This window comes from Pseudomonas sp. PAMC 26793 (assembly GCF_000313235.1).
Lineage (GTDB): Bacteria > Pseudomonadota > Gammaproteobacteria > Pseudomonadales > Pseudomonadaceae > Aquipseudomonas > Aquipseudomonas yamanorum.
Window position 1 is genome coordinate 144,510 of record NZ_AMXG01000017.1, and the last position, 12,355, is coordinate 156,864.

Below are 12,355 nucleotides of genomic sequence, written 5' to 3' on the forward strand. Positions count from 1 at the left end.
GGTTTTACTCAGACACGGTGTCCTTGCCCGCCGCCTTGGAGCGATACAACGCCTGATCGGCCCTGGCCATCAGGCTGGTGGGTGATTCATCGTTGCGTCGCTCCACCACGCCCAGGCTCAGCGTCACCTTGAAGTTGCCCACGGCGGGCAACTCCCTGAGCGCACATCGCATTTGCTCGGCCAATTCCCGCGCGGTTTCCAACGTGCTTTTGGGCACGATCACCATGAACTCATCACCGCCCCAGCGGGCCAGCAAGTCGCCGTGGCGCAAGCAGGCTTCCAGGCATTCCACCACATGCACCAGGGTTTCATCACCGACGGCGTGGCCGTGCTGGTCGTTGATCGGCTTGAAGTCATCAATGTCCATGGCAATCAGCGACAGCGGCAGGCGAAAGCGTTGGGCGCGATCGCATTCTTCCAGCAGGACCCGCTCCAGACGGTAACGATTGGCCACGTGGGTCAACGCGTCGCGTTCGGCCAGGGAGCGATTCTCATCCAGTTGCAACTGCAGTTGTTGATTGACCCGCGACAGCTCGCGGGTACGTTCGGCCACCAGGGCTTCCAGGGATTGATTGCGTCGTTCCAGCTGTTCGATGGACTGTTTGCGTGCCTGAATGTTGCGGTGGACACCGACCATGCGCGCCACCGAGCCGTCGTCGTTACGTGAGATCACGTAGCCACGGTCTTCGATCCACAGGTAGGAGCCATCTTTCTTGCGGCAGCGGTATTCGGCTTGATAGTGAGTGGTGCGACGGTTGATGTAGTTATCGAACAGCACCATTACCTGAGGATAATCATCCGGATGAATCACGTTTTCCCAGGTGAATACGCTGTTTTCCAGGGAGTGATGGGCGTACCCGAGCATTTCGTACCAGCCGGGGTTGCGGTAGACGAAACCGGTGTTGGCGTTCCAGTCCCAGATCCCGTCGCTGACCAGCTCCATGATGGCGTGCAGCATGTCGGCGTTGAGGTCGGTAAAGTCGCTCCTTGAGGGTTCTTGGCCGGATGTATCGTCCATTGCGCGCTCCTTGCGTGGGCTGGCTCTCATGGCCAGTTACTGTTGACGCCGATACTCCGTGGCTGACGGTACTGTACAACGGCGCTTTGGCGCTTAGAAAGGGGGGCTTTGGTCTAGTTGGGGTTGTGGCTTTGGGCCACTATTCGTGGGGCTTCAGCCTTTTATTTGGCGCTACCATCCTCGTTCTGGGCGCCCCATTGGCATTGTGCTGATAGATGGCCTCAGGCTGCCCTTGCTGGTTAAAAAACACCTGGCCGATCCCCGCAGAGTTCCACAACCGTTCACCCGCCTCGGCGTGTTCAGGAATATGCGGCACAACCTGCATGGGCCTGCGTCGGGTCAGCCAGTTCAGCGGTGAGCGAGGCGAGTAGAGCCAGCGATTGAGGCGGTCGAACCACTCCAGCAGCCGCGGTGGGAATTCGTTCTTGATGCCGCTGCTGGTGATCTGCCAGATCTTCGGGCCCCCATTGCGGTGGCGGATCAGTACTTCGTAGACGAACGAGTAGTGCACGTCTCCGGACAGGATCACGTAGTTGCCCGGGGTGCGGGAATGGCGAAAGATGTTGAGGATCACCTGCGCCGCACCGCGATGGGCCATCCAGTTTTCTGCGTCTACCAGCAGCGGGTAGCCGCACCAACTGAAGGCCTTCTGCACGGTCTCGATCAGCTTGACGCCAAAGATGGGCGCGGGTGAAACGATGATCGCCGAAGGGTGATCCAGCAGTTCCTGTTGCAGTTCGCTTAAAGCTTCCCAGTCCAGCAGGCCTGACGGTTGCTTGAGGTTGAACTCACTGCGCCAGCGCCGGGTACGGGTGTCGAGTACTACCAGCGCAGGCGTGGTGGGCAGCACGTAATGCCATTGCTGGAACGTCAACAGTTCGTCTACCAGCTCATCCTGAGCGACCGCATCCAGGTAGTTGCCATGGGCTTGGGTGGTCAGGGCCAGGGTTTTGCCTAGCACTGTGTCAAACGCATCCGGGTTATTGCCCCAGCCCTGGCATAGCATGTAAGCCAGCAGCGCGTTGCCGATGATGCGCTTGGAGAACGGGTGGCCGTAGGCCGTTTCTTCCCATTGGGCGCTGAGGTTCCAGTCGTCGGTGATGTCGTGATCATCGAAGATCATCAGGCACGAAAGGTGGGCGAATACCCTGGCCACGCCACCCAGGCCGTCCCGAAACTTGTCGATCTGCACTTGCTCGTGGGCGTAGCGGACGTGCCCTTCGGCGCGCAGTTGAGGCGCTTGCGGGTTGATCAGGTCCCACGGCACGGGCGACCAGGCGAGCAAGTACATTGCCATGACTTCGGCGAAGGTCACCAGGTGGTTATCGGCGCTGCTGCTGGTGAAAATCGGCTTCTTCACGCCGCCAAAAAAACGCTCGCGCAAGGTCTCGTTGCTCTCCAGGGCGGGCAACAGATCGGCTCGGTGGTAGTAGCTGGCGGCATGCTCATAGAGTGCTGCGCTGTTGTCGACGACCGCACCTTCGAGGTGTTCGTCGAACAGGCCGAGGCGGGCAATCAGCGCATGAATGGCCCGCAGCATTGGCCCCGCGACATCATCGGCATACACCTGGTCGCCGCTCATCATCAACAAGGCCGGGCGTGCTTCGACAGTGGTCGACTCGGCCAGCAGCCGGTCAACACACAGCAAACCTTCATCGGCGCGGTGGTGAGGCTTGCGGCATGAGCCGTGCACCAACTGATGGATGCGGCTGTGCAGGACGAAGTTCGGGCCTTGGGCGCCCGGATAAAGCAGGTGCGGCGCCCATTCGGCGATGCCGGCACCGTTTACCAGCAGGTCGTAGCTGATGCTCACATCCTGGGGCAGTGCCTCGGCCAGTGGCACGTCGATCAGGTGGATAAAGGCCTGGCACCCGACGGGTACGACCTGGCAGCGGCTGGCGTCCAGATCGATATCCAGCGTCTCGCCTTGGGCGACTTGCAGCCTCAGGGTCAATGCCAGGGCACGACTTCCTACCAGCCACATCACCAGGCGCTGGGGCTCCAGGCGTCGCAGCAGCGGGCCAGCAAGTACGGCAGGAAGGTGGGCGGGTTGTAGCATGAAGGCCACGGCTGATTACAGGTTGGGGGTAAAGGGTAACGCATTGGATGTCAGTGTTTTGTCAAGGCATGACACCCAGTGAGAGGGCGGCGATGCCGCCCTCTGGTTGGTGGATCAGGGCAGGCGGCCGCCGCCGAGGTTGTCCAGGCCGCCGGAGTTTTTACGACTCCGGTCGCTGGCCGAGGCGCCGTTGTAGTCAACGGTATCCCTCGCTTCGGCGAACGGTTCAAGGCTTCGCTTGTTTCGTACCGGCGCAGGTTGTTCAGTGGAGACCGATGGGGTGGGCAATTGTGCAAAGGAGCTGTTCATAGCATGGATCATGGCGATGTGCCTTTTTAAAAGAGAGGGTGTCTGCCTTGATAGCCAGCGCTATCAAGGAGAGCGAGAAATTACGCATCCCCTGGTTGCCTCGCTATAAACGTCTCGCGTCAAATTATGACGTTGTCAGATTCACCTTCTTATGGGGTTCATGGCTCGTGACGGATGCTTCTCCCGACGTCATCAGCCAGCGCATTACATCGGCCAGTGCCACGCTGTGTTGGCGCTCGACCCATCGCACACCCTGCGGGCTGTACTGTTCGACATAGCGACTGAGGATCAGCCGATTCTGGTCGCCGGAGAGATGCAGGCGCGTTTCCCGGCAGAGCAGGGCGTTGGCGCCGCGTCTGCGGACCTGATGTTGCAGAATCAGTGAGCTTGAATCAGAAATCATCGCCCGCTCCCTTTGCGCAATCATCGGCCCGGGGCGACGTCGCCCCCTGCTTGCCCTCCAGCACAAAGGCCGCGCGGTGTTCGGCTACCACATTACGCAACGCGCTGTAGTAGTCCGGCAACTTTTGCAGGCTGTCGGTCAGCGGCAGCAACGACGCGCGCGTATCCACCGTACCGCCTACCAGGCTGATGGTGTCCAGGGTTTGTACGGTATCGCTGTCGCCCAGCGGCGCCACCAGGAAGTTCAAGACCTTGCCCGCCGCATCGCGGCTGTTGCCGGTGCCCAGCAAAGGCAGCTCCACGATCGGGCCGTTGCCAATCCCCCACACGCCAAAGGTCTGGCCGAAGTCGGCGGTGTGACGGGGAATGCACAGCGGGTCCGAAACATCAATCAACCCGACGATTCCCACGGTGGTGTTCACCGCAAAGCGTCCCAGCGTGTTGACCGAGCGCCGAGGGTTACCTTGCAGCAGGTCGTTGATAAATACCTTGGGTTCGCTGAAGTTGCTGGCAAAGTTATGCACACCCTGCTGGAAAAAATCTGGCAGGTAGCGGTAGCCGCGGGCTACAGGCGCCAGGGCGTAGTCATCCACCGCGCGGTTGAAAGCGAACACGCCCCGGTTGACCGGCTCGGCAGGGTCATACACCGGGTAGGAAACCTCTGCGCAGCGTGTAGTAGTCGCCACGTTGGCCGGGCTTGCGCAGCCTGTCAGGTAAGACACGGTCAGCAACAGCACGGCCTGGCGAGCCAGGTGCTGGGGGTACGTCAGCGAACGCATAAGCACAGTCTCCGGAAAAAGGAGGCCGATGCTGGCATTCGAGGCTTGCGCAAAGATGTCTGCTTTATTGCGCTGTTGACGCTTTATTGCACGATTGAAATATATGACGGGCCGCGTCGAATGGTTTTAGATGGCGCATCGACAAGACCAAGTGATGCCCACCGGTGAGCCATCTTTTAATCGTGGACGATGACCTTGAGGTCCTCGCCCTGCTGAAGAAATTTTTTCTGCAACATGGCTACACGGTCGAGACTGCCGCCAATGGCACCGACCTGTGGACGGCCATGGAGCGTACGCCTGCCGATCTGATCATCCTCGACCTGATGCTGCCGGGGGATAACGGCCTGTTGCTGTGCCAACGCCTGCGCCAGCAATACGCGACGCCGGTGATCATGCTGACCGCCATGGGCGAGTTGAGTGATCGCGTGGTGGGCCTGGAAATGGGCGCCGATGACTACCTGAGCAAACCTTTCGACGCCCGTGAACTACTTGCCCGGGTGCGCGCTGTACTGCGTCGGGCGGGTGAAAGCCGGCCGACGTTGGGTGACGCGTCGCGTCCGCTGATTCGCTTCGCCGGTTGGCAACTGGACCTGACGCGCCGGGAGTTGCGCTCGCCGGACCAGGTGATGATCCCGTTGTCGTCCGGAGAGTTCGACCTGCTGCTGGTGTTCGTCGAACACCCTCAGCGCGTGCTGACCCGCGAGCAATTGCTGAACCTGGCGCGGGGCCATAGCCACGACGCGTTCGACCGCAGCATCGACGTGCAGGTCAGCCGCCTGCGACGCAAGCTGGAATTCGACACCAAGCGCCCGGCGATGATACGTACTGTGCGTAACGGCGGTTACCAGTTCACCGTCGCGGTGACCCGCTCATGAGCCGCTTCAAACCCCGGGACACCGTGGCCCGCTGGATTGCCCTGACCATCCTGATTGCGATGCTCACGGCGCTGGCCTTCAACGCGTTGTTCGTGCAACTGGCAGGCGTCTGGGCCAGGCCGCCGTTGAGTGAAACGGGCCTGTTGGAAAAGGTCGCGGTGATCGTACGGATGATCGAAGCCGCGCAGCCTTCCCAGCGCCCACAACTGACGCAGGCGGTGGGTGACGACAGTTTCAACGTGAGTTGGTCGGCCACCCGCGCAGGTATTGATGTGCCGATTCTGGAAGACCCGGTTTTTCATTCCGATCAGCTGTTTAAACAGCTGCTAAAGGGGCCGGAGCGGCGAATGGAGGTCTATGAGCCATCTGATTGGCTGGGCCCCGGCGGGCACTATGTGCTGGTGGTGCAGTTGGTTGACCAGTCGTGGCTGGTATTCAGCGCGCCGTCCCGCAGTTGGGGCCTGGCGGAAGGCCCGCGCAGCCTGGTGGTGCTGATGCTGGTGCTGATTTCCACCGCGTTGGTCACGCTGATTGCCACCCGGCGCCTGGCCCGGCCGTTACAGCATTTCACTCAGGGCGTGCGCCGTTTCGGCGCCGACTTTCGCGCGCCGCCCATTGAGCCGGTCGGCCCCCATGAAATTCGCCAGGCGATCCTCGCGTTCAACGGCATGCAGGCGCAGTTGCAGCACTTCATCCAGGACCGCACCCAGATGCTCGCCGCGATTTCCCATGACCTGCGTGCGCCGCTGACCCGCCTGCGCCTGCGGGGTGAATTTATCGAGGATGCCGACCAGCAGCACCGCCTGTTCCGGGATGTCGACGAGATGCAGGCGATGATCAATACCGCGCTGGAATTCTTTCGCGACGATGCGCGTCTGGAACAGGCCACCCAACTGGACCTCGCTGAGTTGCTGCAAACGCTGATTGACGACTACCGCGACCAGTCCATCGACATCACCTTCAATGGCCCGCCACGGCTGGTGTATTTCGGTCGCCCGTTGGGGCTCAAGCGAGTGATGACCAACCTGATGGACAATGCGATCCACTACGGGCGGGCGCCGGAAATCGAACTGCAACAGAGTCCCGGCGTGGTGACGGTGCGGGTACTGGACCGTGGCCCGGGCATCCCGCAGGAGCGGCATGAGCAAGTGTTCCTGCCGTTCTTTCGGCTGGAAGGCTCACGCAATAAAAGTACCGGCGGGGTCGGTTTGGGACTCTCCACGGCACGGGCGATTGTCCTGGAACACGGTGGAACGCTGACGTTGAAGAATCGCCCGTGTGGCGGGTTGGCCGCCGTTGTGGTGTTACCGGTTTAGAAGCGTTTGAACGGTCAGAGCAAGCTGCCTCCCAAGCCGCTTAGTGCGCCGCCTTCCTTACGACCTGACGGCTCGTCCTTGGGTGGGGAGGCGGGTTGTACGGGCTGGACGGGTTGAACCAGCTTGGCGGGCTGAAAGGGCTGAATCAGGGATTGGGTGTGAAAAGCGCTACCGACGATCATGGACGTACCTCTCGCTTGATAGGAAGTTGGCGTTGCGCATCAACTCCCTCTGAGTGCGTCCTGATCAGTGGCCTTGGCCCGGTCCAGCGTTCCGGGCCTTTGGGTTTTCATTTGCTTCGCCGGATTACTGAGGGGGAGTTTCAGTCGGCTTGGGCACCGTAAACCGAAACTCGCTGCCCCGCCCCAACTCACTTTCAGCCTCGATCCGCCCGCCGTGGGCCTGCACGATGCCTTGGGTGATGTACAGCCCCAGGCCGCTGCCGGTGGGATTGTTTTCGGTTTGAGTCCAGTAGCGATCAAACACATGAGGCAACTGATCAGGGGCGATCCCTTCGCCGGAATCACGCACCGAAAACACAATCTCCTCGCCATTGCTCAACGCACTGATGCCGATATTGCCCTGGCGCGGGGTGAACTTGATGGCGTTGCCGATCAGGTTCGACAGCACCTGGAACAGCCGCTCCGGGTCGGCATTGATTCGTAGCCCGGGCTCGGCGTTGAAGGACAAATCGATGCCCTTTTCCATCGCCAGGGGCGCCAGCAGCGAATAGGCTTCCTCGAACATCTGGCTTACGTCCAGGGCCACCGGCTTGACGGTGTAGCGCCCGGCTTCGATCTTCGAGGTGTCGAGCAAATCCTCCAGCAACACATTCATGCGCCCGGCGGCTTGTTGCATGGTGTCGATGGCCGAGGAAATCCGTCGCGAGGTGTGTGGGCCTTCGGAACTGAAGGCTTTTTGCATCATGCCGCAGAGCATCGAGATGACGGTCATCGGGTTGCGCAGGTCGTGGGAGACCACCGCTACCAGTTCATCCCGGGCGCGTACCGCTTGTTGTTCGCGCAGCACCTGGCGGGCCAGGTCGTTTTCCAGGGCCGAGCGGCGCAGGTCGTTGGCGGCGAAGCGATCGCCGTGGCTCCATTTGGTGGAGATGCCAGCCATTTCCACCTTCCAGATTTCAAACGAGGTGCGTGGGCGAAGGCGCAGGCCCGCGTCGGTGCTTTCCAGGTCCAACGGTTTATTCGGGTCGCCGCTCCAGTTGATGTTTTCCTTCACCTCGGGGCGAAACCACAACACGCCGTTGTCCACCGGCTTGGGCAGACTCATGGCCAGCACACCGCTGGCGACTTGCTGATAGTCAGCTGCCGGCGGGTACACCGAGGACAGGTTATGGCTGGCAAACACCGGCTGACCCGTTTCTTGTAGCCACTTGTGCAGGGCGCGGATTTGCGCAGGTTCCGGGCAGTTGCCGTAGCGGTGCAGTTGTTTGTCTTCGATGATCGCCACACCGCCTGCCAGGGTCAGGTCCATCAGCAGTTGCGGGCGCTGCGCCAGGCCGTCGAAGACGTTCGCGGGTGAGGCCTGTATGGCCTCGTTGAGCAGGGCCAGGGCCTCGACCTTTTCTTCGCGTTGGCGGCTGAGGTCCAGGGCTTCCATGGCACTGATCTGCAACGACAGCACCTGGCCAATGGTCTGGCACGCGGTGCGCAAGTCATTGGGCACCAGCAGCGGCTGGCGGTTACCGCAACTGATCAGGCCCCAGAGTTTGTCGCCGGCCATCAGGGAAATGCTCATGGACGACAACACCCCCATGTTTTTCATGTACTGGCAGTGGATCGGCGACACGCTGCGCAGCGTAGCGAAGCTCAGGTCCAGTGGCTGGCCGGTGTCGGGGCGCAACCTGGGCACCAGCGGCACTGCCTCATAGTCGGCATTGGGGATGATCCGCAGCCAGTTGGTGCGGTACAGCTCCCGGGCTTGTTCGGGGATGTCGGATGCCGGAAAGAACAGGCCGTTGAACAGCTCCATGGACGGGGCTGACGCTTCGGCGATCACCTGGCCGTGGCCTTCCTCTTCGAAGCGATAAATCAGCACGCGGTCGTAGCCAGTCATGGCCTGGATTTCGTTGACGCTGATTTCATACAAGGCTTGCAGGGTTTTCGCCGACTGCAGGCGTTGCAGCATCTTGCCCAGGTTGCTGGTCCGGCCATTGAGCGCCCGCGGCTGGAAATCCTTGAGCCGTGGCTCGAACTCCAGTACGAGCGCATCCTGATGGCGGTGCAGCAGCCCTTCGAACTCGGCGCCGTTGAGGGTCATGTGCAGCGGTGGGGCGTCGAAAAAGCTGTTTTGCGTGACCATGGCCTGGACGGCTCCGGCATGTTCAATGCCGATCAATGTGTGCAGCGGCTGGCCCAGCAGGGATTCCGGTGAGTGGTTGAACAGTTCGGCCACGTTGGCGCTGACCTGCACGATATGCAGCTCAGGCTCGGACAAGGTCAGCAGCGCGCCGTGAGGCTGGATAGCCCCCGGGAAGCGGATGGGTTCGTCGGCACAGTTGGCAAGCAATTCTTCAAAATCGTCGGGTTTCATAGCAGTACCTCCTGGCTGTCGAGCCATTGCTCAAAGCAGCTGAATGTTGAACGGGCCGCGTTTACGGCGCGCAGTTTGGCGTGCGCGTCGAGGGGCACATGGCTCAGGTAATCGAGAAAGTCTTTCCAGCGCCGGCCGGTTTCAGCGCCATACACATTGAGAAACGCGCCGCCATTGTCGGCACCCAGTCCCAGGCGCCGGGCCATCTCCCGGCGCAGGATCTGCCCGCCCAGAGTGGCGCCTTCCACCACGTAAAGCGCGCCGAGGCAGGCGGCGGGTGTGTCCAGGGGCGGCAGCGAGGAGCAGAGGGGGAGCGAAGCGATGGCTTGGTCGTCCAGGCCCAGAGCGTGGAGATCCATCAACAAGGTTGGCGTCTTCACACGCAGCACCTGATCAAATCCCGCAGGGATCAATCCGCTGTCGTTCAGCGTTGCTTCCAGAGGTTTGTAGAACCCGTAGTAGGCCTGGAGCAGGCGTCGGTAGCCGTCGTGATCCAGCTGCGGAGAGAAAAACGGCAAGCGCTTTTCCAGGGCGACGTGCAGTAACGCAGTACCCGAGCGCAGGGCTTCAAGTACAGGTGGCGCACCAACGTCATGGGCCTGTGAATGCATTCAGTAAACTCGAACTGGGGGCCTGCTGGCCATGTAGGGTTGCCTGATAACTGACCGCAGGAACTGCCGCGAAGTTCGGGTTAGCTGATATCGCGATGCTATCAATGCATGGGCGGAACCTGTACCAGGGCCGACTGCACGCAATCGAGCAGGCGCTGGGTGGTCCATGGCTTGGGTAAGAACCGCACGGTGCAACCCAACTGCGAAGCCATTGCGGTGTTGCCCGAAGTCAGTACCACTGGCAGCGTCGGCCAGCGATGGGCGACTACCTTGCTCAAATCGTAGCCATTGAGCAAGCCCGGCATCTGGATATCGCTGACAATCAAGTCTACCGGATCACTGGCCCGCTCCAGAAAAATCATCCCTTCGTCTGCGGACGGGAACGAGGTCACCACCGCGCCGAAGTCCTCCAGTACATCCACCATCAACGAGCGAATGATTTCGTCGTCTTCCAGCACCAATATCGATGGCTGAGCCATGATCCTTACTCCACCATCCGGGTTAAGTAAGGTGGAGTGGGGCGCCGTTGATTAGGTTCGATTGGATGTGTTTTATGCGATGGGTGGTCATTGGGTTGTCTCGGAGTTGCGCCAGGGCAGGGTGCGCCACTTGCTAACCGTGTAAGGCATCCGCCACGATGTGCTGCGCGAAAGTACTCGCAGGCACCTTAAGACAAGGCCGTTAATCGTGAACGCTCCAGCCTCCCCATTGATCGAAAAAGACGTCGGCAGCCGCATGACCAGTCGGCCGCGCAGATTGACCCGCGCGATCCATGGAGCCGAGCGTTGAACCCGGTGGTGACGGCCTGGACTGAAGCCGTGATCTGGATGGGCATGCGTTCATGAGTGGTCGCAGCTTCAAGCTGGCCACCGTCCGGGTTGCTACCGCCCATGATGCCGCGTTCTTACCTGCGTTGGAGCGCTCGGCAGCCCAAGCTTTCCGCGCCATCGAATCCTTGGGCTGGCTGGCCGATGCCGACGTCATGCGTGTTGAACGTCATCTGCAGTTGATCGCGTTGGGTACGTGTTGGGTCGCGGTGGGTGACAACGGCCAGGTTCAGGGTTTCCTCAGCGCACAGATTTTTGACAGTGACCTGCATATCTACGAACTGTCGGTGGCGCAGGGTATGCAAGGTCGTGGGTTAGGCCGGCAACTGCTTGAAACCGTGATGAGTGAGGCATATTTGCGCCAGTTGCGGGCCGTCACCTTGACCACGTTTTGCGATGTGCCCTGGAATGCCCCGTTCTACCAGCGGCTGGGATTTCAGCAAGAGCGCTCGCTGGCGCCGGACCATCGTTTGGCAGAGGCTCTGCGTGAGGAGTATCGTCACGGTTTTGCGCCGGGCAGTCGCTGTGCCATGTCATGGCAGGTCGTAGCGCGTTAAGTAAAGACACCCCAAGGATTCTCATGTTTATCCGAAACCCTCTGGTCCCCGAACTCATCGTGACGTCCCTCACGAGCAGCCTCGACTTCTGGGTCACCCAGTTGGGATTCGACATCGCCTATCAGCGTCCTGAAGAAGGCTTTGCTTACCTCGACCTGCAAGGCGCGCAAATCATGCTGGAGCAATACGACCCGGATGGCGGCCAGTGGCTGACCGCACCCCTGGAAAAACCCTTGGGACGAGGCATCAACCTGCAAATCGATGTGCCTGCCGTGGCGCCTGTTCTGCAGCGTCTGGCTGCCATCGGCTGGCCGCTGTTCCGCGACGTTGAGGACGCCTGGTACCGGGCGGGTGAGGTGGAAGCGGGGCAGCGGCAGTTCATCGTGCAAGACCCGGACGGCTATCTGGTGCGTCTGGTGCAGCGGTTGGGCGAACGACCTGTGGGGAGTCATTCATGAAATACGCCGCTTTACTGGCCATTGCCTTCATCGGTGGGGCTTTCAGCCTCCAGGCTGTTGCAGAAGGCGATGCCGAAGCCGGTGGAAAGCTGTTCAGCAAGACCTGCGGCGGTTGCCATAGCATCGGCGAAAATGCCCGGGGCGGTTTCGGGCCGCAACTCAACGGCATCATTGGTCGACCGGCTGGCACCACCACTGACTATCAGTATTCAGATGCGATGAAGAATTCAGGCGTGGTCTGGACGCGGGACAAGCTGGCCGCCTACATCGAAGCACCGAAAAAGGTGGTGAGTGGCACCCGGATGATTTTCTGGGGGATCAGTGATCAGGAGAAGATCGACAACTTGCTGGCTTACCTCGCAACGTTCCAGGCGCAATAACCATCGACTCCAAGACAAGGGTTTCACCCCATGGACGCACCGCGTATCCGGGCGCTTGCCCTTTGCATCTTTCACCGCAACGGTCGAATTCTGGTCCACGAACTCCAGGATGCGGTGAAACAGACTGCGCAGTCGCCATTGGTGCCGGAAGGGCTTTACGAACTCCTCAAGAACACCGCTTTGCTGGATTGAACCGCTACTCCCTGTGGCGAGC

14 protein-coding genes are annotated in these 12,355 nt (G+C 60.7%); 6 read left to right on the forward strand and 8 right to left on the reverse strand.

Annotation, left to right across the window (positions count from 1 at the left end; genetic code table 11):
* Positions 1–4: 4 nt before the first annotated feature.
* The 5 genes from D109_RS0105830 to D109_RS0105850 form a co-directional block, all read right to left on the reverse strand.
* Positions 5–1,018, reverse strand: coding sequence for a diguanylate cyclase (locus D109_RS0105830; RefSeq protein ID WP_017476098.1), 1,014 nt, complete (start codon positions 1,016–1,018; stop codon positions 5–7).
* Between the two features lie 139 nt (positions 1,019–1,157).
* Positions 1,158–3,077 carry an alkaline phosphatase D family protein gene (locus D109_RS0105835; protein ID WP_026077802.1) on the reverse strand — a complete coding sequence of 640 codons (1,920 nt, stop codon included), beginning with the start codon at positions 3,075–3,077 and terminating at the stop codon, positions 1,158–1,160.
* Between the two features lie 114 nt (positions 3,078–3,191).
* A complete protein-coding gene (locus D109_RS0105840) occupies positions 3,192–3,386 on the reverse strand; it encodes a hypothetical protein (RefSeq protein WP_017476100.1) in 195 nt (64 codons plus the stop codon).
* Between the two features lie 124 nt (positions 3,387–3,510).
* Positions 3,511–3,789: a hypothetical protein gene (locus D109_RS1000000132610; RefSeq protein ID WP_081585326.1), complete on the reverse strand. Its 279-nt coding sequence runs from the start codon at positions 3,787–3,789 to the stop codon at positions 3,511–3,513.
* Positions 3,779–4,567 (reverse strand): VacJ family lipoprotein, encoded by a 789-nt coding sequence (locus D109_RS0105850; protein ID WP_017476102.1) that lies wholly within the window; start codon positions 4,565–4,567, stop codon positions 3,779–3,781. The genes D109_RS1000000132610 and D109_RS0105850 overlap by 11 nt, the downstream gene beginning before the upstream one ends.
* A gap of 164 nt (positions 4,568–4,731) precedes the next feature.
* Between D109_RS0105850 and D109_RS0105855 the strand changes: the two genes are divergently transcribed.
* Together D109_RS0105855 and D109_RS0105860 are read left to right on the forward strand one after the other, a co-directional pair.
* Complete coding sequence (locus tag D109_RS0105855) at positions 4,732–5,442, forward strand: response regulator (RefSeq protein WP_026077803.1); 711 nt, start codon at positions 4,732–4,734, stop codon at positions 5,440–5,442.
* Positions 5,439–6,758 (forward strand): ATP-binding protein, encoded by a 1,320-nt coding sequence (locus D109_RS0105860; protein ID WP_017476104.1) that lies wholly within the window; start codon positions 5,439–5,441, stop codon positions 6,756–6,758. The genes D109_RS0105855 and D109_RS0105860 overlap by 4 nt, the downstream gene beginning before the upstream one ends.
* 306 nt (positions 6,759–7,064) lie before the next feature.
* Here D109_RS0105860 and D109_RS0105865 read toward each other — a convergent pair whose 3' ends face one another.
* The 3 genes from D109_RS0105865 to D109_RS0105875 form a co-directional block, all read right to left on the reverse strand.
* Positions 7,065–9,308 (reverse strand): ATP-binding protein, encoded by a 2,244-nt coding sequence (locus D109_RS0105865; RefSeq protein ID WP_017476105.1) that lies wholly within the window; start codon positions 9,306–9,308, stop codon positions 7,065–7,067.
* Positions 9,305–9,919 (reverse strand): biliverdin-producing heme oxygenase, encoded by a 615-nt coding sequence (locus D109_RS0105870; protein ID WP_017476106.1) that lies wholly within the window; start codon positions 9,917–9,919, stop codon positions 9,305–9,307. Before D109_RS0105870 ends, D109_RS0105865 begins: the two co-directional genes overlap by 4 nt.
* 101 nt (positions 9,920–10,020) lie before the next feature.
* The gene (locus tag D109_RS0105875) at positions 10,021–10,398 is read right to left on the reverse strand and encodes a response regulator (RefSeq protein ID WP_017476107.1); all 378 of its coding nucleotides are present in this window, start codon (positions 10,396–10,398) and stop codon (positions 10,021–10,023) included.
* 362 nt (positions 10,399–10,760) lie between these two features.
* Between D109_RS0105875 and D109_RS0105880 the strand changes: the two genes are divergently transcribed.
* The 4 genes from D109_RS0105880 to D109_RS1000000134530 are packed head-to-tail and all read left to right on the forward strand — an operon-like array spanning position 10,761 to position 12,333.
* Complete coding sequence (locus D109_RS0105880; RefSeq protein WP_017476108.1) at positions 10,761–11,303, forward strand: GNAT family N-acetyltransferase; 543 nt, start codon at positions 10,761–10,763, stop codon at positions 11,301–11,303.
* A 23-nt stretch (positions 11,304–11,326) separates the two neighbouring features.
* Complete coding sequence (locus D109_RS0105885) at positions 11,327–11,761, forward strand: VOC family protein (RefSeq protein WP_017476109.1); 435 nt, start codon at positions 11,327–11,329, stop codon at positions 11,759–11,761.
* Positions 11,758–12,141 (forward strand): cytochrome c family protein, encoded by a 384-nt coding sequence (locus D109_RS0105890; RefSeq protein WP_017476110.1) that lies wholly within the window; start codon positions 11,758–11,760, stop codon positions 12,139–12,141. Before D109_RS0105885 ends, D109_RS0105890 begins: the two co-directional genes overlap by 4 nt.
* 30 nt (positions 12,142–12,171) lie before the next feature.
* Positions 12,172–12,333: a hypothetical protein gene (locus D109_RS1000000134530; RefSeq protein WP_017476111.1), complete on the forward strand. Its 162-nt coding sequence runs from the start codon at positions 12,172–12,174 to the stop codon at positions 12,331–12,333.
* Positions 12,334–12,355: the final 22 nt, after the last annotated feature.

What these genes read in the sequence shown, in the direction of transcription:
- D109_RS0105830 (WP_017476098.1), bottom strand. Translation starts at nt 1,018, where the DNA reads ATGGACGATACATCCGGCCAAGAACCCTCAAGGAGCGACTTTACCGAC.
- D109_RS0105835 (WP_026077802.1), bottom strand. Translation starts at nt 3,077, where the DNA reads ATGCTACAACCCGCCCACCTTCCTGCCGTACTTGCTGGCCCGCTGCTG.
- D109_RS0105840 (WP_017476100.1), bottom strand. Translation starts at nt 3,386, where the DNA reads ATGAACAGCTCCTTTGCACAATTGCCCACCCCATCGGTCTCCACTGAA.
- D109_RS1000000132610 (WP_081585326.1), bottom strand. Translation starts at nt 3,789, where the DNA reads ATGATTTCTGATTCAAGCTCACTGATTCTGCAACATCAGGTCCGCAGA.
- D109_RS0105850 (WP_017476102.1), bottom strand. Translation starts at nt 4,567, where the DNA reads ATGCGTTCGCTGACGTACCCCCAGCACCTGGCTCGCCAGGCCGTGCTG.
- D109_RS0105860 (WP_017476104.1), top strand. Translation starts at nt 5,439, where the DNA reads ATGAGCCGCTTCAAACCCCGGGACACCGTGGCCCGCTGGATTGCCCTG.
- D109_RS0105865 (WP_017476105.1), bottom strand. Translation starts at nt 9,308, where the DNA reads ATGAAACCCGACGATTTTGAAGAATTGCTTGCCAACTGTGCCGACGAA.
- D109_RS0105870 (WP_017476106.1), bottom strand. Translation starts at nt 9,919, where the DNA reads ATGCATTCACAGGCCCATGACGTTGGTGCGCCACCTGTACTTGAAGCC.
- D109_RS0105875 (WP_017476107.1), bottom strand. Translation starts at nt 10,398, where the DNA reads ATGGCTCAGCCATCGATATTGGTGCTGGAAGACGACGAAATCATTCGC.
- D109_RS0105880 (WP_017476108.1), top strand. Translation starts at nt 10,761, where the DNA reads ATGAGTGGTCGCAGCTTCAAGCTGGCCACCGTCCGGGTTGCTACCGCC.
- D109_RS0105885 (WP_017476109.1), top strand. Translation starts at nt 11,327, where the DNA reads ATGTTTATCCGAAACCCTCTGGTCCCCGAACTCATCGTGACGTCCCTC.
- D109_RS0105890 (WP_017476110.1), top strand. Translation starts at nt 11,758, where the DNA reads ATGAAATACGCCGCTTTACTGGCCATTGCCTTCATCGGTGGGGCTTTC.
- D109_RS1000000134530 (WP_017476111.1), top strand. Translation starts at nt 12,172, where the DNA reads ATGGACGCACCGCGTATCCGGGCGCTTGCCCTTTGCATCTTTCACCGC.